Raw genomic sequence first — 25,158 nt, 5'->3', positions numbered from 1 at the left:
CCAGAAAGGGATGCTCTCCTTGCGGTCTTACACCAGCTCCACAGACGTTTCACCCCCCCGCGGGCTCCGCGGCCCGACACGTGACCTGATGCCCGGCCGGATGAGGGAGGCCGCGAATGCCCAAGCGTGAGGACATCAGGTCGGTCCTGGTGATCGGCTCGGGCCCGATCGTGATCGGTCAGGCGTGCGAGTTCGACTACTCCGGCACCCAGGCGTGCCGGGTGCTGCGGGACGAGGGTTTCCGTGTCGTCCTGGTCAACAGCAACCCCGCGACGATCATGACGGACCCGGAGTTCGCCGACGCCACGTACGTCGAGCCCATCACCCCCGAGTTCGTCGAGAAGATCATCGTCAAGGAGCGCCCCGACGCGCTGCTGCCGACGCTGGGCGGGCAGACGGCACTCAACACGGCGGTCGCGCTGCACGAGTCGGGCGTCCTGGACAAATATGAAATCGAGCTGATCGGCGCCGATTTCGACGCGATCCAGGCGGGCGAGAACCGCGAGCGGTTCAAGGAGATCGTCGCCAAGGTCGCCCGCGAACACGGTCTCAACGCCGAGTCGGCAGGGTCGGTCATCTGCCACACGATGGACGAGTGCCTGGTCGCCGCAGGTGAGCTCGGTTACCCGGTGGTGGTCAGGCCGTCGTTCACCATGGGCGGCGCCGGGTCCGGGTTCGCGTACACCGAGGAAGACCTGCGGCGCATCGCCGGCGCGGGGCTCGACGCGTCGCCGACCACCGAGGTGCTCCTGGAGGAGTCGATCCTCGGCTGGAAGGAGTACGAACTCGAGGTCATGCGCGACAAGGCCGACAACGTCGTCATCGTCTGCTCCATCGAGAACATCGACCCGATGGGCGTCCACACCGGCGACAGCGTCACGGTCGCGCCCGCGCTGACGCTGACCGACCGCGAATACCAGAACATGCGCGACGTCGCCATCGCCGTCATCCGCGAGGTCGGGGTCGACACCGGCGGCTGCAACATCCAATTCGCGGTCGACCCGCGCACCGGCCGCATGATCGTCATCGAGATGAACCCGCGCGTGTCGCGCTCCAGCGCCCTGGCCTCCAAGGCCACCGGCTTCCCGATCGCGAAGATCGCGGCCAAGCTGGCGATCGGCTACACCCTCGACGAGATCCCCAACGACATCACGAAGGAGACCCCGGCCTCCTTCGAGCCGACGCTCGACTACATCGTGGTGAAGGTGCCGCGGTTCGCGTTCGAGAAGTTCAGAGGCGCCGACCAGACGCTCACCACGCACATGAAGTCGGTCGGCGAGGCCATGGCCATCGGCCGCTCCTTCCCCGAAGCGCTGCAGAAGGCGCTGCGGTCGCTGGAGAAGAAAGACTCCTCCTTCACCTGGGGCGGCGATCTCCGGCCGAAGGACGAGCTGCTGGCCGAGTGCCGCACGCCGCACGATGGGCGGTTGCGCACCATGCAGGAGGCCATCAGGGCGGGCGCCACGCCCGCCGAGCTGTTCGAGGCCACTCGCGTCGACCCGTGGTTCATCGACCAGCTCTTCCTGCTGCACGAGGAGGCCGCGGCGGTCGCCGCGGCGACCGAGCTGACCGTGGAGGTGCTCGAACGCGCCAAGCGCCACGGGTTCAGCGACGTGCAGATCGGCGAGATCCGCGGCATCGACGAGGCGCGGGTGCGTGACCTGCGGCACGCCCTCGGGCTGCGGCCGGTCTACAACACCGTCGACACGTGCGCCGCCGAGTTCGCCGCGAAGACCCCCTACCTCTACTCCACCTACGACGAGGAGAGCGAGGTCCCCGCCGGCGAGCGGCAGAAGGTCATCATCCTCGGCTCCGGGCCCAACCGCATCGGGCAGGGCATCGAGTTCGACTACGCGTGCGTGCACGCCTCGTTCGAGCTGTCGCGGGCCGGGTTCGAGACCGTCATGGTCAACTGCAACCCCGAGACCGTCTCCACCGACTACGACACCTCCGACCGCCTCTACTTCGAGCCGCTCACCCTGGAGGACGTCCTGGAGGTCGTGCACGCCGAGCAGCAGACAGGGGCGGTGGCGGGCGTGATCGTGCAGCTCGGCGGCCAGACGCCGCTGGGGCTCGCGCAGGCGCTGAAGGACGCGGGCGTGCCCGTGGTCGGCACCTCGCCGGAATCCATCCACCTGGCCGAGGAGCGCGGCGCGTTCGGGCGGGTGCTGGCCGAGGCCCGCCTGCCCGCGCCCAAGCACGGCACGGCGCTGACCGTCTCGGAGGCGCTGGAGATCGCCGAGGACATCGGCTATCCGGTGCTGGTGCGCCCCTCTTACGTGCTGGGCGGGGCCGGCATGGCCATCGTCTACGACGACGAGACGCTGACCACCTACATGGCGGCCCAGGAGGGCGGCCATCCGGTGCTGGTGGACAAGTTCCTCGACGAATCCATCGAGATCGACGTCGACGCCCTCTACGACGGCGAGGAGCTCTATCTCGGGGGCGTCATGGAGCACATCGAGGAGGCCGGAATCCACTCCGGCGACTCGGCGTGCGCGCTGCCACCCATCACGCTCGGCAGCAACGACATCAAGCGCATCCGCGCCGCCACCGAGGCCATCGCCTCCGGGGTGGGGGTGCGCGGGCTGCTGAACGTCCAGTACGCCATGTCCGCCGGGGTTCTCTACGTCCTGGAGGCCAACCCGCGCGCCAGCCGCACGGTGCCGTTCGTGTCCAAGGCCACGGCGGCGCCGCTGGCCAAGGCGGCGTCCCGGGTGATGCTCGGCGCGTCGATCGCCTCGCTGCGCGAGGAGGGCATGCTGCCCGCCACCGGCGACGGCGGTACGCTGCCGCTCGACTCGTCCATCGCGGTCAAGGAGGCGGTGCTGCCGTTCAACCGCTTCCGCGGCGTCGACACCGTGCTCGGGCCCGAGATGCGCTCCACGGGCGAGGTCATGGGCATCGACGCGTTCTTCGGCGTGGCGTTCGCGAAGTCCCAGGCGGCCGCCTACGGTGAGCTGCCGACCAAAGGACGCGCGTTCGTGTCCGTGGCCAACCGCGACAAGCGTGCGATGATCTTCCCTGTGAAGGCGCTCGCGGACCTCGGGTTCGAGATCCTGGCCACCGAAGGGACCGCCGAGGTGCTGCGGCGCAACGGCGTCCATGCCAAGATCGTGCGAAAGCACAGCGAGGGGACGGGGCCCGGAGGTGAGCCTACGAGCGTGCGGTGCATTCTCGACGGCGATGTCGATCTGATCATCAACACGCCCTTCGGCAGCCCCGGGCAGTCGGGCCCGCGGCTCGACGGCTACGACATCCGCACCGCCGCGGTGCTGCGCGGCATCCCGTGCATCACCACGGTCGCGGGACTCGCCGCGGCGGCGGCGGGCATCCAGGCGATCGTGCGCGGCGATGTGGGCGTACGGTCACTCCAGGAACACGCGCAGGCACTCACGGGCTGACCCCGTACGACCCCCGGGGCGGGAGGTGAAGACGACTGGCCGGCACTCCGGTGCAGGTGACTGGCACGGTGCTGACGACGCGCCGCGTCGACGCCTACCATGCGCTGACGGTGGTGGCGCCGGGGATAGCCGAGCGCTACCGCCCCGGTCACTTCGTGTCGGTGGCGGTCGGAGGGGCTTACACCTCGATGGTGACACGCCGGGCGTTCTTCATCCACGACGTCAAGGCCGACTACGGCGGCACGGTCGAACTGGTCTTCACCACCGGCGGGCCCGGCACCGCCTGGCTCGCCGAGCGGCGCGCCCGTGACACGCTCGACCTGGTCGGGCCGCTCGGGCGGCCGTTCCCGCTGCCGCGCGATCCCGCGCACTGCGTGCTGGTGGGTTCCGACTACGGCTCGGCCGTGCTGTTCCCCCTGGCCGACGCGCTGCTGGCGCGGGGCTGCCGGGTGGACTTCGTGATCGGGGGAGCAGAGGCCGAACGGGTCTTCGGGGCGATGCGGGCCCGCAGGATGGCCGAGACGACCACGCTGACCACCCAGGACGGCTCGCTCGGCCTGCGCGGCACCGTCACCGACGCGCTGCCCTCGGTGATCGCCGACACACGGGCCGACGCCGTCTACGCCTGCGCGCCCATGGCAACCCTGCGGGCGGTGACGGCGGTGGCGATGGAGTTCGACATCCCGGTGCAGGTGGCGGTCGAGGAGTCGATGGCCTGCGGGATCGGGGTGTGCATGACGTGCGTGCTCCCCGTCATCGGCGACGACGGGGCGACGAGAATGGTCAGGGCGTGCGCGGAAGGGCCGGTGTTCCGGGGGGAGCGGGTGCGTTTCGAGGATGTGGGAACCATCCCGTTCGACGCGCTGGGCGCCCCCGGAGGCGGAGCACGACATGTCAGTTGATATGCGGACTTTTCTGGCGCATGTGGAGCTGGCGAACCCGATCACCACGGCGGCCGGCTGCGCGTCCTCGGGGCGGGAGCTGGCCCAGTTCTTCGACCTGCACCGGCTCGGCGCGCTGACCACCCGCTCGATCACCATGGCGCCGCGCGCCGGCCGGCCGACTCCACGGATGGCCGAGACACCCTCGGGCATGCTCAACTCCGTCGGCCTGCAGGGCCCCGGCATCGACGCGTTCCTGGAGCGCGAGCTGCCCTGGCTGGCCCAGCGGGGCATCAGGACCATCGTCTCGATCGGCGGGGGCACCGTCGCCGAATACTCCGAGCTGGTCCGCAGGCTGGCCGACGCGCCAGGGGTCACCGCGCTGGAGATCAACCTCTCCTGCCCGAACATGGAGGACCGCGGCCGCGTCTTCGCCCGCGAGGGCAGCGCGGCGGCCGAGGTGATCGCCTCCGTGCGCTCCATCATGCGCTACGACGTTCCCGTCGTCGCCAAGCTCGCGCCCGACGTCGCCGACATCGTCTCCGTCGCCCGCGCGTGCGTGGACGCCGGGGCCGACGCGCTGTCCATGATCAACAACCCGCTCGGCATGGCCATCGACACCGAGGCGCTGCGGCCCTCGCTCGCCGCCGTCACCGGCGGGCTGTCGGGGCCCGCCGTCCTGCCGCTGGCCGTACGCTGCGTCTGGCAGGTCCACGCCGCGCTGCCCGGAGTCCCGCTGATCGGTATGGGCGGCGTGATGAGCGGCAGGGACGCCTTCCAGCTCGTCCTGGCGGGCGCCTGCGTGGTCGGGGTCGGCACGGCGCTCTTCCACGACCCGTACGCCTGCCTGCGCATCGAACGCGAGCTCGAAGACCTCCTGAGGGCGCGCGGCTTGCAGCGGCTCGCCGACGCCGTCGGCCTGGCGCACCGCCCTCCGGGAAGCGCCCCCCGGCATCTGCTGGTCGACTCCGAAGAGAGTGCGCCGTGACGTCTTCTGGGGACCGACGCGGAAGAGCGCCCCTTCCCCCGCCCGTAATCGCTCCAGCACCTGAGGAGAGCACGTCTTGACTCCCGCACCGATCGCCGTCGCCCTCGACGCACCCGACCTGGAGACCGCAGCCCGGTGGGCGGCCCTCGTGACGCCGCACGTCAGCACGGTCAAGGTGGGCCTGGAGCTCTACCTGCGTTACGGCCCCGACGTGATCGCCTCCGTCAAGGGGGCGAGCGGCGTGCAGGTGTTCCTCGATCTCAAACTGCACGACATCCCCAACACCGTCGCCGGCGCCGCTAGCGCCGTGGCCCGGCTGCGTCCCGCGATCCTCACCGTGCACGCCGCCGGCGGGCCCGCCATGATCAGGGCCGCCGTGGAGGCGGCGCCGCACACCGAGATCGCCGCCGTGACGATTCTCACCTCCTTGACCGAGGTCGACCTCGACCGCATCGGGCTCGCCGGCCCGGCCGACGCCGCGGTGCGCCGATTGGCAGCGCTGTCGGTCGAGGCGGGCGCGACGGCGCTCGTGTGCTCGCCCCACGAGGTGTCCGCGGTGCGGGCGGAGGTGGGGGACAGGATCAGGCTGATCACGCCGGGCGTGCGCCCCACGGGCGCCGCCACGCAGGACCAGGCGCGCGTGGCCACCCCCGAGCGGGCTCTCGCGGACGGCGCCGACCTGCTCGTCATCGGCCGCCCCATCACGGGCTCCCCGGACCCGGGCGCCGCGGCCGCCGCCATCGCCGCCTCTCTCCGCCGTTCCGTCTGACATGTAACGATCATCATCTTTTACGGCAAGCCTGCCTTGCCCGCACGCGCCGACGCTGGTCTCCGTCCGTCATGGCCGGTCGTGAAGGCTCACGTGGCACTCGCCGTGACGAGCGCACACTTGCCCCGGCTCGTGGCGAACCGGCGCCCATGGACACGCGCCCGGCCTGGGCCGTGGTAAATCGGTATCCGAGGGTGCGCGTCCGTGGCCGGTCACGGTGCACCGATGCCGATGCCCGCGTACCGGCAGGCTGGAGCACGTGGTGTGGCCGCCGCAGGGCACGCACCCGGCGTTCCCGCATCCCCGCACGTTCGCGCACCCGCCAAGCCCAATGCGCGACAGGGGCCTGGCATTCGCCGCGCGCTGACGTCCGCTACTCCCTGACGCCCGCTACTCCCTGGCGTGGCCGCGCGTGCGGCGCGGTGGCACGCGCGTCCTGGTGACCAGGGGCCCCAGCCGGGGGCAGCTGCCGGTGCCGTCGCGGTGGGCCTGTGGTGCTGGATTCCGTGCCGTCATGGCCGCCGCGTCGGATCCGTGGCGCTGGATCCTGTGCCGTCGAGCCGTCGAGCCGTCGAGCCGTCGAGCCGTCGAGCCGTCGAGCCGTCGAGCCGGGGCGCTGGGCGTCGTGCCGTCGGGACACCGCGTCGGTCCCGTGCGGCGGGGTGGTGACCGGGCCGCAGGCATGAGCCGACGAGTGTGGGTTGACGGGCGCGAGTCAGAGGTGGTCGCCGCGCCTGCCCGTGCGCCCGTCGCCATGGGGTCGGTGGATCATGGCTGAGCGGGCAAGATGGATCTTGCCGTCCGGTGCCGCTCCCAAGATCATAAGGCATTCCCGAAGCGGTCGCACACTGATCGCCCGGAAGGTTTCGGCCCAGGTGCGGGCGGCATTTCGGACAATGCTGGACAGCTGAAATGTGATCTTCATTGCGTTTCGCGACATCGTCGCGCGCCGCCGCCCTGAGCGGGAAGTGCGGCGATTTGATCAGCGCAATGTGATTTTACAAACACGGACAGTGATGAACTGAATTTTGTGGCGAGAGAAAGTGCTCTTGACGTTGCTTAGGGGGCGATGACCAGCTAGTTTCCCTTCCCGTCCGAGTACATCGACAGAAATTCGAGGTGACCCGGCGTGGCTCTTCCTCCCCTGACCCCCGAGCAGCGCGCCGCAGCCCTGGAGAAGGCTGCCAAGGCCCGTAAAGAGCGTGCCGAGGTCAAGAACCGGCTTAAGCATGGCGCGGTTTCTCTGGCTGAGGTGCTCAAGGATGGGCAGACCGACGACGTCATCGGCAAGATGAAGGTGTCGGCTTTGTTGGAATCGCTCCCAGGCGTGGGCAAGGTCCGCGCCAAGCAACTCATGGAGCGGCTGGCCATCGCCGAGTCCCGCCGCGTGCGGGGCCTCGGCGCGAACCAGAGGGCCTCCCTCGAGCGCGAGTTCGGTGGCAACGAGAGCTAATCTCTGTTCCACACGAAAGCGCAGGTTCAACGGGGGGTAGGAAGTGGCCGACAGGTCCTGGTCCGGCGACGTCAGTGCCCATGAGACTGTCGGATCGGGAGCGGAGGACGGCTTCCTGCCCCTGAGCGAGAGACGGCTGACGGTCCTTTCAGGGCCGTCGGGCGTCGGCAAGTCCACGGTCGTCGCCGAGCTCCGGCGGGCACACCCCGAAGTGTGGCTGTCGGTCTCGGTGACCACCAGGAGGCCCCGGCCCGGTGAGGTGCATGGGGTCCACTACTACTTCGTCGACGGCGACGAGTTCGACCGGCTCGTGGCGGCCGGTGAGCTGCTCGAATGGGCGGAGTTCGCGGGCAACCGCTACGGCACGCCGCGCGAGCCAATGTTGAAGAAGCTGGCTGAGGGCGTACCGACCCTGCTGGAGATCGACCTCGAAGGCGCCAGGCAGGTGCGGCGCAGCATGCCGGAGGCGCTGCTGGTCTTTCTGGCCCCGCCCAGCTGGGAGGAGCTGGAGAAGCGGCTGCGCGGGCGCGGCACCGAGCCCGAGGACGTCATCGCACGCCGTCTGGCGGCCGGACGGATCGAGATGGCCGCCGAATCCGAGTTCGACCTCACCCTGGTGAACACGAGTGTCCAAGACGTGTGCCGCCGGCTGATAGCCTTGATGACTGACCCTCAGGGGGTCACGACAACCACCAACCGAGAGGTCTGACAATCGTGGCAGGCACCATCCCGGCCGCGGAGGGCATCACCAACCCGCCGATCGACGCGCTGCTCGACATCGTCGACAGCAAATACTCCCTGGTGATCATGGGCGCCAAGCGCGCTCGCCAGATCAACGCCTACTACTCCCAGCTCGGCGAGGGCCTGCTGGAATACGTCGGGCCGCTGGTCGAGACGCATGCTCAGGAGAAGCCGCTGTCCATCGCGCTGCGCGAGGTCTCCGAAGGCCTGCTCAACGCCGAGCCCATCGAAGGCGCGGTCTGACCCCTTCGATGAAGGTCGTCCTGGGCGTCAGCGGCGGCATCGCCGCGTACAAGGCTTGTGAGCTGCTGCGCCTGTTCACCGAGTCGGGGCACGAGGTGCGGGTCGTCCCGACCCGCGAGGCCCTGAAGTTCGTGGGCGCGCCCACCTGGGCCGCCCTGTCCGGCAACCCCGTGACCGCCGAGGTGTGGGACGACGTTCACGAGGTGCCCCACGTGCGGATCGGCCAGCAGGCCGACCTCATCGTGGTGGCGCCCGCGACCGCCGACGTGCTCGCCAGGGCGGCGCACGGGCTGGCGGGCGATCTGCTCACCAACACTCTGCTGACCGCGAGATGCCCGGTCGTGTTCGCGCCCGCGATGCACACCGAGATGTGGCAGCATCCCGCTACCCGCGCCAACGTCACGACGTTGCGCGAGCGAGGCTCGATCGTGATCGACCCGGCCGCCGGGCGGCTCACCGGCGCCGACAGCGGCCCCGGCCGGCTGCCCGACCCGGCGGAGATCTTCCAGGTCTGCCTGCGCGTGCGGCGCGGCCGGCCGCGCGACCTGTCCGGGCGCAAGGTCGTCGTGTCCGCCGGTGGCACCCGCGAGGCGATCGACCCCGTTCGCTACATCGGCAATCGTTCGTCGGGACTGCAGGGCTACGCCCTGGCCCGCACGGCCGTCGCCCGCGGGGCCGAGGTGACCCTCGTCGCGGCCAACGTCACGCTGCCCGATCCCGCCGGGGCCACGGTGGTGCGGGTGGAGTCCACGGCCGAGCTGCGCGATGCGGTGCTGGCCGCCTCGGGTGACGCCGATGTCGTGGTGATGGCGGCGGCCGTGGCCGACTTCCGGCCCGCGACGCGGCACGACGAGAAGATCAAGAAGACGGATGGCGAGCCGCAGTCCATCCACTTGACGAAAAATCCCGACATCCTCGCCGAGCTCGGCCGCCGCCGTCGCCAGGCCCGCGTCTCCGATGCGGCCGGAGCCGCAGGCCCTGCAGGTGTCGGCGACCCAGCGGGCCCTGCGGGCGTCGGCGATCCAGCGGGCGCCGTGGCAAAGGAGAACGTCACGCACCCGGCTGGAGTCTCAGGCCCGGACGGTGCTCAGGATTCGGCGGCTGGTGCGAGTCCGGCCGACATGCCGGGCGCGGTCGGTGTGGCTGGTCCGGCGGGCGTGCCGGGCCCGGTTCGTACGACTGACCCGGCGGCTGTCGCGTCCGGCGAGCCGGCCGGTGGGGTCGCGTCCGATGGTGAGACGGACCATGGTGTCGCGTCCGGTGATGAAGTGGTGCGTGGCGTCGCGTGCGATGGTGAGACGGTCCCCGGTGTCGCGTCCGGTGCCGCCCGGCCGGAAGCCGCAGGGGGTGGCGCGGTGCGAAGGCCGCACCCTGAGGTGATCGTGGGCTTCGCAGCCGAGACGCACGACGTGCTCGCCAACGGGCAGGCCAAGCTCGCGCGCAAGGGTTGTGACCTGCTGGTCGTCAATCAGGTGGGCGAGGGCCGGGCGTTCGGCACCTCTGACAACGCGGCCACCGTGCTCGTCGCGGGCGGCGACCCGGTCGAGGTGCCGCTCGGTCCCAAGGAGGATCTCGCCGACGTCGTGTGGGATCTCGTCGCGGCCCGTTTCACCTGAACGGGGACCGTACTAACGGTTGCAATAGGGGACGTGAGCGGCGAAGAATATACAAAACGTGCCAGACCCATTTTCAAATGGCATGTTGCGACACCCCCATACGCCTGCGGATACTTGGGGCAAGGGGGGATGGAATGCCGGTGGGTTCTGCTGTCAGGGATCGTTGTAGGACATTGCTCGGCGACCAAGGGGAGCTCCACTACGTCTTCCCCGCGCACTCGGTGGGAATGGCGGAGAGCGGACATTTTCTCATCGTGGTCACCGATGCGGCTATTTCGGTGCTCGCCACCAGGACGCTCAGAAGCGACCGGCCCGTCGCGGTGTTCGCGTCCTTTCCGAGGCACACCAGGCTGGGCCCCATCGAGCCTGGACCGATAATCGAGCTGGGCTCGATGGCGTTCGAGTTCGATGAGGAGTACACCGCGGTGATCAAGGCCGCCGACGCGGAAGTCTTCGCGCCGGAGACCCTTCCCCCGGATCCACTGCCCGACCTGTGATGCCCGACATGCGGTGTGCGGCTTCGCGGCCGGGCGCCGGGTAGGGCTAGACTTCGGCGAAGCCCAGGTCCGCCCGTTCGGCCCTGAGCCGCACATACGTCAGCAGCCGCTGCATGAGGAGCCACTGAGTTGTCACGTCGCCTGTTCACCTCCGAGTCGGTCACCGAGGGCCACCCGGACAAGATCGCCGACCAGATCAGTGACGCGATTCTCGACACCATGCTCAAAGACGATCCGAAGAGCCGGGTCGCCGTCGAGACGATGATCACTACCGGCCAGGTCCATGTCGCAGGCGAGGTCACCACCGAGACCTACGTCGACATCCCTGGCGTCATCCGGGAGAAGATCCTTGAGATCGGCTATGACGCCTCCCACAAGGGCTTCGACGGCGCCTCGTGCGGTGTGTCGGTGTCCATCGGCGCGCAGTCGCCCGACATCGCCCAGGGTGTCGACGCCGCCTACGAGCACCGCCAGGGCGAGGACGGCGACGAGCTCGACCGCCAGGGCGCCGGTGACCAGGGCCTCATGTTCGGCTATGCCTGCCGTGAGACCCCCGAGCTGATGCCCCTGCCGATCACGCTGGCCCACCGGCTCGCCCTGCGCCTGTCCCAGGTGCGCAAGAACGGCACGGTCCCCTACCTCCGGCCCGACGGCAAGACCCAGGTCACCATCGAATACGACGGCGACACCCCGATCCGGCTCGACACCGTGGTCGTCTCGACGCAGCACGCCGCGGAGATCGACCTCAAGGAGATGCTGACGCCCGACATCAAGGAGCACGTGGTCGACCCCGTGCTCGCGGAGCTCGACCTCGACACCGAGGGCTACCGCCTGCTGGTCAACCCGACCGGCCGCTTCGAGATCGGCGGCCCGATGGGCGACGCCGGGCTCACCGGGCGCAAGATCATCATTGACACCTACGGCGGCATGGCCCGCCACGGCGGCGGCGCCTTCTCCGGCAAGGACCCGTCCAAGGTCGACCGCTCGGCCGCCTACGCGATGCGCTGGGTCGCCAAGAACGTCGTCGCCGCCGGGCTCGCCGACCGGTGCGAGGTCCAGGTGGCGTACGCGATCGGCAAGGCCAAGCCGGTCGGGCTGTTCGTGGAGTGCTTCGGCACGGAGAAGGTGGCCGTGGAGAAGATCCAGGAGGCCGTCCTCCAGGTGTTCGATCTGCGCCCGGCCGCCCTCATCCGCGACCTCGACCTGCTGCGGCCCATCTACTCGGAGACCGCCGCCTACGGGCACTTCGGCCGTGAGGGCTTCTCCTGGGAGTCCACCGACCGCGCCGAGGCCCTGCGCACCGCCGCCGGCATGTGAGCCCGCCGCTTCGGGCGTCCCGCTCTCCCGGCCTGCCGGTCTTGGGGCGCGGGACGCCGCCGGTCCCCATGACGTGACGCGCCGACCCCGGGCTCCGCAGGGCCAGGGGCCGGTTCGGCGTACGGCCGGGTGGTCCTGGAGCGTGCTGATCGTCACGTGTTCCCGGGGCAGAGCTGGCCGGGGTGCTCGGGGGAGCGCCGGGGGGAGAGCCTACGGCTCCGGCCCTCGGCGCTCCGGTCACGCGGTGGGTTGTGACGCCTGGTCGGGCCTATGGGCGAACGGTCTGTCATCTGTGAATCGGATGCCGCATTCCCTGTCCGGGGATGCGGCATCCGGCGTTCGTGCCGCGTGCGGCCGGCGGACGCCGCGGGTGGTGAGGTCTGGTAGACGTAGGGCGTGACCGACTCCGACGACGCCCTCCTGCCGCTCGACGCCGTGCGGCCTCCAGCGTCGTCCAAGGACGCCAAAGGCGCTCCCGTGCCCGCTCCCGAGCGGTCGGTGGCGAGGATCGTGGTGGACAGCCCGCTGCCGCACCTCGACCGTTCTTTCGACTACCTGGTCCCGGCTCCCATGCACGAGAGGGCCGAGCCGGGCGTGCGGGTCAGGGTGCGGTTCGCGGGCAAGCTCGTCGACGGGTTCCTGCTGGAACGGGCCGAGGAGAGCGAGCACGAAGGGCGGCTCACGCCTCTCGAACGTGTGGTCTCTCCTGAGCGTGTGCTCACGCCGGAGATCGCCGGGCTGGCCCGTGCCGTCGCCGACCGGTACGCGGGCACTTTGACCGACGTGCTGCGCCTCGCCATCCCGCCGCGCCATGCCAAGGTCGAGTCGGAGATCCCCAAGACGCCGGCCCTGCCGGGGCCGGCTCCCGATGCGCCTGTCCCGGCCGCGCGCGCCACTACCGATACTCGACCCGGGCTCGATGATCCGGTCACCGTGGCGAACGCGTCCTGTCCCGGCGAGGGGGAGCGGCCTCAGCCTGGGGCAGCGACCGCTGCGGCGCCGCAGCCCGGCGAGACGGCCGGTGCGGCGGAGCGGCCCGTCGAGGCCGCTGGTGCGGCGGAGCGGCCCCAGCCGGATCAGGTGTCCCCGGCGACGGAGCACCCGTCGCCGGAACAGGCGGCGCCGAGCGGGAGCGACGGCCAGGCGGCGGAGTCCAGGAGCGCCGGGACGGCCGGAAGCGCCGAGCAGACGGTGCGGGCCGACAGCGGGAAGGCAGAGCTGGACGGATGTGGTCGGCAGGCGGTGCGGGCCGACGGTGGGGAGGCGTCGCAGGGGGAGAGCGCCTGGGACACCTACCCCACCGGACCGTCCTTCCTGGACGCGTTGCGCGGCGGGCGGGCGCCCCGTGCCGTGTGGTCGGCCCTGCCCGGCGCCCGCGGGTGGGCGAGGCCGATGGCCGAGGCCGTACGGGCGACGCTGGACGGTGGCAGGGGAGCGATCCTGGTGGTCCCCGACGGCAAGGACGTGGCGCTGGCGGACGCCGAATTCGAGCGGATGCTCGGTCCTGGCAGGCACGTGGCGCTCACGGCAGATCTGGGTCCCGCGGAGCGGTACAGGCGGTGGCTGAAGGTGCTGAGAGGCCAGGTGCGGGCCGTTGTCGGCACCCGGGCCGCCATGTTCGCCCCAGTGGCCGATCTCGGCCTGGTGGCCATCTGGGACGACGGCGACGATCTGCACGCCGAGCGCCTGGCCCCGTACCCGCATGCCCGGGAGGTGCTCGGGCTCAGGGCGCACAGGACCGGCGCGGCGATGCTGATCGGCGGATACGCGCGCACCGCTGAGGCCACGCAGCTTATCGCCTCCCGCTGGGCCAGGCCGATCGTGGCCGCCCGTACGACGATCAGGAGCCTGGCCCCCCGCGTGCGCCCAGCGGGTGAGGACGCCGAGCTGGCCAGGGACCAGGCGGCGCGGCAGGCCAGGCTGCCGAGCATCGCCTGGCGGGCCCTGCGGGAGGGATTGGAGAGGGGACCGGTGCTGGTGCAGGTGCCGAGACGCGGCTACCTGCCCGCCCTGGCCTGCCGGCACTGCCGTGCGCCTGCCCGGTGTGTCCTGCCTCCCACCAGGACGGCCGTCTCCGCGCTCCCGTCGTCGAGTGAGAGGTCCCCCGGTTCGGCCATGGCGGGGGCGATCAGGCTCGGCGGCCCGGACCCCCGCACCGAGCCGTCCCCGGGAGCGCCGCCTGCTGGCGCGGGCCCGGTCAGCGGGCGGTCCCAGCCTGGTGGTCCGGGTCCGGCTGGTGGGCGGTCCCAGGCAGGACAGGCGACGGGTTCGGATCGGGGGCCGTCCCAGACCGGGTGGCTCGGCGCCGACGGCCCGCTCACCGCACCGTCCCGGCCCGGCGGCCCGCCCCAGGCCGCGCAGCCGGGCGCAGGCGCCCGCCGTGAGCACCCCGCCCGTCAGGAGAGCGAGCCCGGCCGGGCTGGAGCGACCGGAGCCCGCGGGGCGGGCGGGAGTGGGCCGCTGTGTCATGGTCCGCTGGCGCTCAGGGGCGGTCACGCCGCCCCCTACTGCCGCTGGTGCGGCCGGGTGGACGCGCGCTGGCGGTGCCCGTCCTGCGGAAGCCCCCGGCTGCGCGCCGTCGTCACGGGGGCCAGGCGTACGGCGGAGGAGCTCGGCAGGGTCTTCCCGTCCGTGCCGGTGCGCACGTCGGGCCGTGACGGCGTGCTGGCCACCGTGCCGTCCACTCGCGCGCTGGTCGTCGCCACCCCCGGCGCCGAACCCGTGGCGGAAGGGGGGTACGCGGCGGCCGTGCTGCTCGACGGGTGGGCGCTGCTCGGCAGGGCCGACCTGAGGGCGGCCGAGGAGGCGGTGCGCCGCTGGATGAACGCCGCCGCCCTGCTCCGCCCCGCCTCCGAGCTGGTCGTGCTCGGGGACGCCGCGCTGTCCGCCGTACAGGCACTGGTCAGGTGGGATCCCATCACGCACGCCGAGCGTGAGCTCGGCGAGCGGGCCGAGCTCGGCTTCCCGCCTGCGGTGCGGATGGCGACGCTCACGGGCGCGGCGAGCGCGGTCAGGCAGATGCTCGACGAGGTACGCCTGCCCCCCGACGCCCAGGTGCTCGGCCCCGTGCCGGTGGACGAGCCGGGGCAGGAACGCGCCATGATCCGGGTACGCCGGGCCGGCGGCGCCGCGCTGGCGGCCGCGCTCAAGGGCGCCAGCGGGGTGCGCGCGGCGCGCAAGACACCGGAGGTGGTGAGGGTGAGTGTCGACCCGCTCGACCTGATTTAAACCGTTTCCCCGATTCGCTCATCTCATGGCCAGCCGTTAGCGTGCCCCTGTGTCGATCGAATGGGTGAACCAGGCCATCGACGACCTGCGTGCCTGGGGGCGCTCGCGGGACGTCGAAGTGGACGCGGACGAGGTCCGCCTGCTCTGCGACTACGCCAGCGACTACCTCAACGTCAACGAGCTGGGTGACTTCACCCCTGAGACGTTCGATGAGCTGCTGCTGTCCATCTATCCGCGCAAGGTCATCGCGCCGCCGGAGAGCGCGCGGGAGACCGTGTCCGCGGCCCGCACGCTGGTGGCCTACCTCAGCGAGCGCGGCGCGATCGGCGAGGAGACGGCGGCGCTCATGCGCGGCAGGCTCGACGACATCGAGCCACGCATGCCGGAGGCTCTCGCCGACCCGGCCAACTTCGGCATGGCCAAGAGCCTCTTCAGCTCCATCGGACCCGAGTCGCTCGAGCAGTCGATCGCCATCCCGTCCGGCGAAGTGCCCGATCTGGGCGAGGCGCCCTGCGACTGCCCTGGCTGCACGCCGCTGCCGGCCGCCCGGCTGGCCTCCGCCGACGACCTGCGCGCCGGGCTCGCCGCGGTGCCGATGCTGGCCGAGCAGCCGCTGCCGGAGAGCGGCGGCGACCCGATGGAGGCGTGGGCGCAGGCGGTGGCCCGCATGCTGGAGCCGGGCACGCGGGGGGCGGTCACCGGCTCGGCCGAGCTCGACGGGGGCCTCTACGACCTGTTCGACATGCTCTACCGGCTCCAGGTGCGGGTCCCCGTCACCGTGATCGGCGACTATCTCGACGAGATCGCCGGCGACGGCGGGGCCGACCTCGGCGCCGTGCTCGACCGGCTGGCCTGGCACGGCATGATCGAGGTCACCGGCGACACCGCGGAGCTCACGCCGCTGGCGGTGTGGGGGTTGCGCGAGCACTACCTCTCGCTGGGGCTCGACGCCCCGCAGGCGTCCGACCTGGCCGAGGCCGACGCCCGCGGCCTCATCGAAGGGCTGCTCGAAGGCGTGCCCGCCGAGCTGGCCGAGGACGACATCAGCCGCTGGCTGACCGGCAGGGAGGCCGGCGAGGCCGCGGCAGAGCTGCTGGGCGCAGCCTCCGGCGCGCCCGCCGTGGCCCGCGGCATCGCGATCACCATCGTCGACCGGCTCGGGCCCGAGGCGGAGCCGCAGGTGCGCGACTATCTCGACGACCAGGAGCTGCGTCCGCACGCCATCCACTGGCTGGCCGCCAGGGGGCTGCCCGCGCCGCAGCTCACCCAGGAGGAACTGCTCTGGGTCAGCGTCGACATGCTCGCGCTCGCGATGCCGGCGGCCGAGGAGGACCTCGAGGTGTTCGCCGAGAACATGGCCGCCTCCGGCCCGCCCGCCCACATGATCGAGGAGATGTGGCGGGTCGACCACCCCGACGTCGTCGACGTTCTCGAGCTGCTCGGACGCTCCATACCCGACGGCACGGTCGCCAAGGCGGCCCGCAAGGCCGCGTTCAAAGCGCGATCCCGGGCCATCCGTTGAGTACGCTCATGTGACTCGTGTGCAGTAAGTTTCGTGGGTGGCCAACAATGTCTTCGACCTCGCCGAGCTGCGCAAGCTGATCGATGAGCAGCCCGCCGTGCCGTCACGGCCTCCTGTGGAGACTCCCGTGGAGCATGAGGCGCTGACGTTCCCGCCGGTCCTGCTGGCGCCCGACGCCGAGCTGGCCAGGGCGGTGCCCGCGGTCCCGCTGGTCGCCGACGCCATCAGGCTCACGAGCTGGACGGGCACCCGGCAGGTGACCGCGGAGGGGCACCTCGACGAGGCCGCCGCGCGGGCCGCGGCCGAGGAGCTCGGGGTGCCGGCCTCCCGGCTGCGCCTGATCTGGATCGTCGCCGTCAACACCGGGCTGCTGCAGATCCTCGGCGGGCGGGCCTCGCGAGGGCCGCTGTCGATGCAGCTCACCGTCGAGGCCACGCTGGAGTTCTGGGACGGCGTGGTCATGGATGTGCTCGACCGCGCCGACGAGGGCCTGACGGGCTCGGCCGTGGTCGACGGCCACCTGGCCGAGATGCTCGCCACGATCTACTCCGTGCGCTCGGGCGTCGCCACCGCCAACCTCGCCCGCGGCATCCTCCAGTCCCACGAGGTCGCCTGCGCGCCCGGCCCGGTCGAGATGCGCAGGCTCGCCGCGGCGCTGCCCGCCGAGCTGCTGGAGGCGCTGTCGCTGCTGACCTACTGCGGGCTCGTCGAGCAGACCGCCGCGGGCCGCACCGCGCTCACCCCGATCGGCGTCTGGGCCATCCGCCGCGACCTGCTGCGCGAGGGCCACGACGCGCCGACCGCGGCCGAGGTCGAGGTGTATGCCGACCTGTCCGCGGCCGAGCTGGTCGCCGAGCTGGTCAAGGGAGTGGCCACGCAGAGCGCCGTCGCGGGGTGGCTGGAGCGCCGCTCGCCCGAGTCGGCCGCCCGCGCCCTGGTCGAGATCGCCGCCTCCGGCACGGCGGGCCAGCGCGGCGCGGTGGGCGCGATCCTGGAAGAGCTCGGCCCGGAGGCCGAGCAGCCCGTCAGGGAGGCGCTCGGCGATCCGCTGATGCGCCGCTACGCCGCCTCGTGGTTGCACATCCGCGACCTCGAGGCGCCGGCGCTCAGCCCGGACGACCACACCTGGATCGCGGTCGACTCCCTGGCCGCGCTCATGCACCTGTCGGGTCACGCGGCCGGCCGGCTCGACACTCCCGAGCCCGGCGAAGACCTGATCAAGCTGGTCGGCGAGATGCCCGCGGTCGGTCACCCCGACACGATCGCGGTGCTCGACATGCTCGCCACCGCCCACGACGACCAGGCCGTGGTCAAGGCGGCGCGCAAGGCCGCGATGAAGGCCCGCTCGCTGGCGCACGACGGCCCGCGCACGACGGCCCCGCGCAGGTGAGCCGCCCGCCGCCGGCCGCGGCGGCGCGGGAGGCCTCTCGCAGGTGACATGCTCTACTAAACTGGGCTGATCCACATTCGAGAAACGGAGTGACCCCCTTGGCGATCCAGTCGATCCGGCTGTTCGGAGATCCGGTGCTGCGCACCCCGGCGGCCCCGGTCGTCGACTTCGACAAGGAGCTCCGCAAGCTGGTCAAAGACCTCACCGACACGATGATGGACGCTCCGGGCGCGGGCCTGGCGGCGCCGCAGATCGGCGTCGGGCTGCGGGTGTTCACCTACTACGTCGACGATCAGCTCGGCCACCTGATCAACCCCGACCTCGACCTGTCCCCGGAGATCGACGAGGAGGGCGAGGAGGGCTGCCTGTCCTTCCCCGGCCTGTCGTTCCCGACGCCGCGCGCCGTCCGCGCCGTGGCCAAAGGCTTCACCATGCACGGCGAGCCCGTCGTCCTTGAGGGCACCGACCTGATGGCCCGGTGCTTCCAGCACGAGACCGACCACCTCGACGGCATCCTGTTCATCGACCGCATGGACCCCAAGCAGCGCAAGCTCGCCATGAAGGCCGTGCGCGAGGCCGAGTGGAGCGGGTTGTCCGCTCCCGTGATCAAGGCCTCGCCGCACCCCACCGGCGGAAAGGCGCTCTGAGAGCATGCGACTGGTCTTCGCGGGCACACCTTCGACGGCGCTGCCGTCGCTGCGCACCCTCATCGACTCGCCCCGGCACGACGTGGTGGCGGTCGTCACCCGTCCCGACGCCCATTCCGGCCGGGGCCGCAAGGTCCACCCCTCTCCGGTGGCCGAGCTCGCCGAGGAGGCGGGCATCGAGGTGCTGCGCCCGCAGAAGGCCGGCGATCCCGCCTTCCTCGACCGGCTGCGCGCTCTCGAGCCCGACTGCTGCCCGGTGGTCGCCTACGGCGCGCTGCTTCCGCAGTCCGCCCTCGACGTGCCCCGGCACGGCTGGATCAACCTGCACTTCTCGATCCTGCCCGCCTGGCGCGGGGCCGCCCCCGTCCAGCACGCCATCCTGCACGGTGACGAGATCACCGGCGCGAGCACGTTCCAGATCGTCAAGGAGCTCGACGCCGGGCCCGTCTACGGCGTGGTCACCGAGGAGATCCGGGCGTCCGACACGAGCGGCGCCCTGCTGGAACGCCTGTCGGTCTCGGGGGCGGGCCTGCTCGCCGCCACCCTCGACGGTGTCGAGGACGGCGACCTGGAGGCCCGGCCCCAGCCGGCCGACGGCGTGAGCGTCGCGCCCAAGATCTCCGTCGCCGACGCCCAGGTCGCCTGGGGCAGACCCGCCCTGCACATCGACCGGCTGATCCGGGCCTGCACCCCGGGCCCCGGCGCGTGGACCGAGTTCAGGGGGCAGCGGGTGAAGCTCGGCCCGGTGCGGGTGCTCGCCGGCGAGCCGCTCGGGCCGGGGGAGATCGCCGCGTCGAAGACCTCGGTGCGGGTGGGCACCGCGACCGACGCGGTGGAGCTCGGCGACGTGCAGCCGCAGGGCAAGCGGCTGATGGGGGCCGTCGAGTGGGCCCGAGGGGTCCGCCCGGAAGGCGAAGAGAGCTTCAAGTGACCCTGCCCGACCGGCCCCGGTGGGGTGCCGGCCAGGCCGCGCGGAAAGTCTGAGGGCATGACGACCAGGGGGCACCAGGGGGCCGGCGGCAACCGTACGCGCAGGCCCCAGAAACAGAAACCGGCGCGCGACCCGGCCCGCAACGCGGCCTTCGACGTCGTGCGCGCCGTCGACGAGCGCGACGCGTACGCCAACCTGTTGCTGCCGCGCCTGCTGCGCGAGCGCGGGATCAGGGGGCGTGACGCGGCGCTGGCCACCGAGCTCACCTACGGCACCCTGCGCGGCCTCGGCACCTACGAAGCGATCATCGAGACGTGCAGTGACCGCGCGCCCGACCCCGATGTGCTCGATGCCCTCAGGCTCGGCGCGCACCAGCTGCTGCGCATGCGCGTGCCGCCGCACGCGGCCGTCGGCACCACGGTCGACCTCGTACGCCTGCGCATCGGCGCGGGTGCGGCCAAGTTCGTCAACGCGGTGCTCCGCAAGATCGGGTCCAGGACGATCGAGGAGTGGCTGCCCATTGTCGCGCCCGATCCGGCCGCCGACCCGGTCGGTCACCTCGCCGTCGCCCACGGACATCCCCGGTGGATCGTCTCCGCGTTCCGCGACGCGCTGGGCGGCCCTGAGGAGATGACCGCGCTGCTCGAGGCCGACAACGCCCGCCCGCTGGTGACGCTGGTCGCCCGGCCGGGGCGCAGCTCGATGGCGGAGCTGGAGAAGGCGGGCGCCGCGCCGGCCCGCTACTCCCCCTACGCCGCCTACCTGCGTGAGGGCGATCCCGGCCAGATCGCGGCGGTCGGCGAGACGCGCGCCGCCGTGCAGGACGAAGCCAGCCAGCTGGTGGCGCTCGCCCTGACCCGGGTGCCGATCGACGGCGACGGCGAGGAGCGCTGGCTCGACCTGTGCGCGGGCCCCGGCGGCAAGGCCGGGCTGCTGGACGCCATCGCCGTCCACGGAGACCTGGCGGGGCTCGACGCCGGAGTGCCCGTCGCCGGTCCTGGGCCTGTGGCCTTTCCGGGTGGGGCCCGGCTGCTGGCCGCCGACCTGCAGCACCACCGGGCGAGGCTGGTCTGGCAGACCACCAGGGACGCCTGCGTGGTCACCGCCGACGGCACCGAGCCGGCCTGGCGGGAGGGCGCGTTCGACCGGGTCATGCTCGACGCGCCCTGCACCGGGCTCGGCGCGTTGCGGCGGCGTCCTGAGGCGCGCTGGCGGCGCGATCCGGCCGGCATCGGCGACCTGGGCAAGCTGCAGCGGCGGCTGCTCGGCACGGCGCTCGACGCCGTGCGTCCGGGGGGCGTCGTGGCGTACGTGACCTGCTCGCCCCATCTTGCCGAGACCCGGGTCGTGGTCGGCGACGTCACGGCCCGCAGGAAGGACGCCGAGCAACTCGACGCGCGAGCCTACCTGCCGGGCGTCGAAGGCCTGGGGGAGGGGCCGCACGCCCAGTTCTGGCCGCACCGGCACGGCACCGACGCCATGTTCCTGGCCCTGCTGCGTAAGCGTCACTGATCGTTACGCGCGCCGTCCGCCCAGCTCACCGAGCCGGTACGGCGCGAATCCCGCCGCCGGGAGCGGCGCGCAGGGCAGGAAGGCGCGCGGATGGGACACGATGGGCAGGATGGATCTCCTGGACGAGTTGCACCTGGCGGAGCTCGGGCCGATCATCTGGCTGCAACAGTGGCCCGAGTGGGTCCTGCCGGTGATGGAGCTGGTGTCGGCGCTCGGCACCGACACCTTCTACCTGCTGTGCCTGCCCGTGCTCTACTGGTGCGTCAACCCCGCGCTCGCCCTGCGCCTCGGGCTCACGGTGATGCTGGCGGGCGCCACGAACGCGCTCGCCAAGCTCGCCTGGCACCAGCCGAGGCCATACTGGATCGACGCCCGCGTCCGCCCGCTGTCGCATGAGGGAGCGTTCGGGCTGCCGTCGGGGCACGCCCAGAGCGGCACGGCGGGCGTGGGCCGGCTCGCCTCGCTGTCGGGCGGGCCGCGGGCGTGGTGGGCGGCGGGCGGGCTCGTCGGGCTGGTGTGCCTGAGCCGGGTCTACCTCGGCGTGCACTTCGTCTCCGACGTCGTGACCGGGGTGCTGCTCGGGGTGGTCGTGCTGATGCTCGTCATGAGGCTGGAACGCCCCGTTACGGCGTGGTGGCGGCGGCAGGCGCTGTGGGCGCAGCTGGCCGCCTCCGCGGCGCTGTCGTTGGCGCTGATCGGCGCGGGGGCGCTCATCAACGCCCCCTACGCCGGCTGGTCGCCGCCCGCGGCGTGGAGCCCGGCCGGCGCCATCGACCCCGAGAACCTCGACCGGGTCGTCATCCTCGCCGGGCTGCTGGCGGGCACGCTGGCGGGCGCCTCGATCATGCACCGGATCGGCTGGTTCGACGCGGGCGGGCCGCCCGGCATGCGCGTCGCCCGCTGGCTGCTCGGCACGCTCGTCGCCGCGGCCGTCTTCTACGTGATGCGCGAGCTGCTGCCGCAGACCGGCGTCGTCCTGTATGCCGGGTACGCGCTGGTGGCGCTCTGGGTGCAGCTCGGAGCGCCGGTGTTGTTCATCAGGCTCGGGCTGATGTCCCCGGCGAGACGGGTGGGGGCCGTTCAATAGACTGGCGCATCATGGCCGTACAGATCTCGCCCAGCATCCTCGCCGCCGACTTCGCCAGGCTCGCCGACGAGGCCGCCGCCGTGCCCAACGCCGACTGGCTGCACGTCGACGTGATGGACTACCACTTCGTGCCCAACCTCACCTTGGGCCTGCCGGTGGTCGAGTCGCTGCGCAAGGCGACCGACAAGCCGCTCGACTGCCACCTCATGATCGCCGAGCCCGACCGCTGGGCGCCGCCGTACGCGGAGGCGGGCGCCGGCAGCGTCACCATCCACGCGGAGGCGGCGCGGGCCCCCGTCCGCACGCTGCGCGAGATCCGGGCGCTCGGGGCGAGGGCGGGCCTCGCGCTCAGCCCGGCCACGGCGGTCGAGCCGTTCGAAGACCTGCTGGGCGAGGTCGACATGCTGCTGCTGATGACCGTCGAGCCGGGGTTCGGCGGGCAGAAGTTCCTCGACGTGGTGCTGCCGAAGCTGCGACGGGCGCGCGAGCTCGTCGACAAGCACGGCGGGCGTGTGTGGCTGCAGGTGGACGGCGGGGTGACCGGCGAGACCATCGAGCGTTGCGCCGAGGCGGGCGCCGACGTGTTCGTGGCGGGCAGCGCCGTCTTCGGCGCGTCCGACCCCATGGCCGCCGTCGACGCGCTCAGGGCGGCGGCCGAGCGCGCCGGTTCGTGACATGAAGTGTCCGTTGTCTGGGTAACCATGCACTTATGGGCGACCATGGCATCTTCGGGCCCCGCTCGGTGACGTGGCGGGTGATGGGCGAGCCGATTCTACTGGTGGGCGGCATTCGCGCCCTGCTGATGCAGGGGCTGCATCCGCGGGCGATGCGCGGGGTGCTGCAGAACTCCGCGCTCATGGATCCGAACGAAGCCTGGTCGCGGTTCGTCCGCACGACCGAGTTCGTCCGCGTGCGCACGTACGGCACCCGCGCGGAGGTCGAGCGTGCCGGCCGCCGCGTACGCAAGATCCATGCCAGGCTGACCGCCCACGACCCCGACACCGGCACCACGTTCCACCTCGACGAGCCCGAAGCGCTGCGCTGGGTGCACGTCGGCGAGGTCGACTCCTACCTGTCGGTCGCCCGCAGGGCGGGGGTGCGGCTGACGGACGACGAGGCCGACACGTTCGTCGCGGAGTGGCGGCGGGCCGCCGAGGTCGTGGGGTTGCCGGCGGAGGAGGTGCCCGGCTCGGTGGCGGAGCTGCGCGCCTACATCGACGCCGAGCGGCCGGGGCTGCGCTTCGTCCCCGAGGCGGCCCACCCGCTGCGCCTGTCGCTCAACGCTCCGCTCCCGGCGCTGCTCACGCCGCTCAAGCCGGCGATGCCGGCGCTGACGCTGCTGGCGTTCGCCACGCTGCCGCGCTGGGCGAGACGGCTGTACGGGCTGCCCGCCACGCCGGTCGGCGACCTGTGGGCGACCGCCACGCTGCGGACGCTGCACACCGGGATCGGGCTGGTCCCCGGGCACGCACTCCACAGCCTGGCGGCCAAACGCGCGCATCGCATCATGGCAGCCTGAGGCGTTGACCAAGCGGTCGGTTGGTCATTGTGCCCAGGGTGGTCGCGCGCGCGGATCAGGGCATGGCAGACTGGTAGGTGAGAAGAGCTAGCGTGCTCCGGGGTCGGTGAAATTCCGAACCGGCGGTGACAGTCCGCGACCCGGCCGATGCCATCGGCCGGTTGACCCGGTGAAATTCCGGGACCGACGGTTAAAGTCCGGATGGGAGGAAGCGCGCGAGGTGTCCGGTGTCCCAGCCGGGCGCCTGCGTTGGTGCACGGGTGCACCATCGCACGTCCCCCGGGGCCCGCCGTGGCGAAGAGCTACTGGCGAGTAGGAGACCCGGGTGGAGACTCCCGAGCAGGACGCCGCGCACATGGCGCGCGCCATCGAGCTGGCCGGGCACGGGCGCGGCACCACCAGCCCCAATCCCGTCGTGGGCTGCGTCGTGCTCGACGCGGCCGGCGAGGTGGCGGGCGAGGGGTTCCACGCGTACGCCGGCGGGCCGCACGCCGAGATCGTCGCGCTGGCGCAGGCCGGAGAGCGGGCCCGTGGCGGCACCGCCTACGTGACCCTCGAGCCCTGCGACCACACCGGCAGGACGGGCCCGTGCAGCCGGGCGCTGCTCGACGCGGGGATCGCGCGGGTGGTGATCGCGGTGGCCGACCCCAGCCCGACGGCCGCGGGCGGGGCCGCGCGGCTGCGGGCGCACGGGGTGCCCGTGATGTCCGGGGTGCTCGCCGGCGCGGCCGAGCGGGGCAACGAGGAGTGGCTCACGTACGCGCGGCTCGGGCGTTCCCACGTGACCTGGAAGTTCGCCGCGACGCTCGACGGCAGGTCGGCCGCCGAAGACGGCACCAGCCAGTGGATCACCTCTCCCGAGGCGCGGGCCGACGTGCACCGGATGCGCGCCGCCGCCGACGCGATCGTGGCCGGCATCGGCACCGTCCTGGCCGACGATCCCAGCCTCACCGCCCGGGCGCCCGGAGCCGGTCGCGACGGTCCGGCCCGGGGCGTCCGTGCCCCGTTGCGGGTTGTGATCGACACCGAGGGCCGCACCCCTCAGCACGCCAGGGTGCTCGACGACCGGGCGCCCACGCTCGTCGCGGTGGCCGACGACGCCCGCACCGGCCTCAAAGCCGACCTGCTGCGCCTGCCCCGCCACGAGGACGGCCTCGACCTGCGTGCCCTTCTGCGGGAGCTGGCCGCGCGCGAGGTGGTCGGGGTGTTCCTGGAAGGCGGCCCCACGCTGGCCGGCTCGTTCGTCAGGCAGGGCCTGGCCGACCGGGTGCTGGCCTACGTGGCGCCCGCGCTGCTCGGCTCGGGAAGTGCCGCGCTCGGTGCGGCGGGGGTGGGCACGATCGGCGAGATCCACCGCCTGACCTTTGATGACTTTTCCCTTATTGGGCCGGATCTTCGGTTGATCGCCCGGCC

At 72.2% G+C, this 25,158-nt stretch carries 20 protein-coding genes and 1 riboswitch; all 20 genes read left to right on the top strand.

All coding sequences use genetic code 11. The features are described from left to right. Positions 1-116 precede the first annotated feature (116 nt). Complete coding sequence (gene carB / locus E1294_RS20880) at positions 117-3,404, top strand: carbamoyl-phosphate synthase large subunit (RefSeq protein ID WP_132510575.1); 3,288 nt, start codon at positions 117-119, stop codon at positions 3,402-3,404. Positions 3,405-3,454: 50 nt separating this feature from the next. Further along, positions 3,455-4,306, top strand: coding sequence for a dihydroorotate dehydrogenase electron transfer subunit (locus E1294_RS20875; RefSeq protein WP_246083154.1), 852 nt, complete (start codon positions 3,455-3,457; stop codon positions 4,304-4,306). Beyond that, a complete protein-coding gene (locus E1294_RS20870) occupies positions 4,296-5,273 on the top strand; it encodes a dihydroorotate dehydrogenase (protein ID WP_132510571.1) in 978 nt (325 codons plus the stop codon). Before E1294_RS20875 ends, E1294_RS20870 begins: the two co-directional genes overlap by 11 nt. A gap of 76 nt (positions 5,274-5,349) precedes the next feature. Continuing rightward, positions 5,350-6,042: an orotidine-5'-phosphate decarboxylase gene (pyrF, locus tag E1294_RS20865; RefSeq protein ID WP_132510569.1), complete on the top strand. Its 693-nt coding sequence runs from the start codon at positions 5,350-5,352 to the stop codon at positions 6,040-6,042. A 1,129-nt stretch (positions 6,043-7,171) separates the two neighbouring features. Further along, positions 7,172-7,495, top strand: a complete 324-nt coding sequence (gene mihF / locus E1294_RS20855) for an integration host factor, actinobacterial type (protein WP_020541698.1) — start codon at positions 7,172-7,174, stop codon at positions 7,493-7,495. 115 nt (positions 7,496-7,610) lie between these two features. Further along, complete coding sequence (gmk, locus tag E1294_RS20850; protein ID WP_220447842.1) at positions 7,611-8,204, top strand: guanylate kinase; 594 nt, start codon at positions 7,611-7,613, stop codon at positions 8,202-8,204. Positions 8,205-8,209: 5 nt separating this feature from the next. Next, complete coding sequence (rpoZ, locus tag E1294_RS20845; protein WP_132510563.1) at positions 8,210-8,479, top strand: DNA-directed RNA polymerase subunit omega; 270 nt, start codon at positions 8,210-8,212, stop codon at positions 8,477-8,479. 8 nt (positions 8,480-8,487) lie between these two features. Continuing rightward, positions 8,488-10,095 (top strand): bifunctional phosphopantothenoylcysteine decarboxylase/phosphopantothenate--cysteine ligase CoaBC, encoded by a 1,608-nt coding sequence (gene coaBC / locus E1294_RS55925; protein WP_246083153.1) that lies wholly within the window; start codon positions 8,488-8,490, stop codon positions 10,093-10,095. Positions 10,096-10,268: 173 nt separating this feature from the next. Continuing rightward, complete coding sequence (locus E1294_RS20830; RefSeq protein WP_132510561.1) at positions 10,269-10,592, top strand: hypothetical protein; 324 nt, start codon at positions 10,269-10,271, stop codon at positions 10,590-10,592. 129 nt (positions 10,593-10,721) lie between these two features. Continuing rightward, positions 10,722-11,909 (top strand): methionine adenosyltransferase, encoded by a 1,188-nt coding sequence (gene metK, locus E1294_RS20825; protein ID WP_132510559.1) that lies wholly within the window; start codon positions 10,722-10,724, stop codon positions 11,907-11,909. A gap of 396 nt (positions 11,910-12,305) precedes the next feature. Continuing rightward, entirely contained in the window at positions 12,306-15,137 is a 2,832-nt protein-coding gene (locus E1294_RS20820) for a primosomal protein N' (RefSeq protein WP_132510557.1), read from the top strand. A 49-nt stretch (positions 15,138-15,186) separates the two neighbouring features. Continuing rightward, positions 15,187-16,659 (top strand): hypothetical protein, encoded by a 1,473-nt coding sequence (locus tag E1294_RS20815; RefSeq protein WP_132510555.1) that lies wholly within the window; start codon positions 15,187-15,189, stop codon positions 16,657-16,659. Positions 16,660-16,696: 37 nt separating this feature from the next. Next, positions 16,697-18,049 (top strand): hypothetical protein, encoded by a 1,353-nt coding sequence (locus E1294_RS20810; RefSeq protein ID WP_132510553.1) that lies wholly within the window; start codon positions 16,697-16,699, stop codon positions 18,047-18,049. A gap of 98 nt (positions 18,050-18,147) precedes the next feature. Then, a complete protein-coding gene (def, locus tag E1294_RS20805; RefSeq protein WP_132510551.1) occupies positions 18,148-18,696 on the top strand; it encodes a peptide deformylase in 549 nt (182 codons plus the stop codon). A gap of 4 nt (positions 18,697-18,700) precedes the next feature. After that, complete coding sequence (gene fmt / locus E1294_RS20800; RefSeq protein ID WP_132510549.1) at positions 18,701-19,627, top strand: methionyl-tRNA formyltransferase; 927 nt, start codon at positions 18,701-18,703, stop codon at positions 19,625-19,627. Positions 19,628-19,684: 57 nt separating this feature from the next. Then, entirely contained in the window at positions 19,685-21,139 is a 1,455-nt protein-coding gene (locus tag E1294_RS20795; protein ID WP_132510547.1) for an RsmB/NOP family class I SAM-dependent RNA methyltransferase, read from the top strand. A 109-nt stretch (positions 21,140-21,248) separates the two neighbouring features. Next, a complete protein-coding gene (locus E1294_RS20790; RefSeq protein WP_165977396.1) occupies positions 21,249-22,226 on the top strand; it encodes a phosphatase PAP2 family protein in 978 nt (325 codons plus the stop codon). A gap of 11 nt (positions 22,227-22,237) precedes the next feature. Continuing rightward, positions 22,238-22,900 carry a ribulose-phosphate 3-epimerase gene (gene rpe / locus E1294_RS20785; RefSeq protein WP_132510543.1) on the top strand — a complete coding sequence of 221 codons (663 nt, stop codon included), beginning with the start codon at positions 22,238-22,240 and terminating at the stop codon, positions 22,898-22,900. A 35-nt stretch (positions 22,901-22,935) separates the two neighbouring features. Next, positions 22,936-23,745 (top strand): oxygenase MpaB family protein, encoded by an 810-nt coding sequence (locus tag E1294_RS20780; RefSeq protein ID WP_132510541.1) that lies wholly within the window; start codon positions 22,936-22,938, stop codon positions 23,743-23,745. 88 nt (positions 23,746-23,833) lie between these two features. After that, a riboswitch (FMN riboswitch) is annotated at positions 23,834-23,964 on the top strand. A gap of 106 nt (positions 23,965-24,070) precedes the next feature. Further along, the coding region (gene ribD, locus E1294_RS20775; RefSeq protein ID WP_132510539.1) for a bifunctional diaminohydroxyphosphoribosylaminopyrimidine deaminase/5-amino-6-(5-phosphoribosylamino)uracil reductase RibD at positions 24,071-25,158 on the top strand (1,088 nt) is incomplete at its 3' end.

Source organism: Nonomuraea diastatica (genome assembly GCF_004349015.1).
GTDB classification, from domain to species: Bacteria; Actinomycetota; Actinomycetes; order Streptosporangiales; family Streptosporangiaceae; genus Nonomuraea; species Nonomuraea diastatica.
This window is presented reverse-complemented; position numbering and strand designations above follow the sequence as displayed.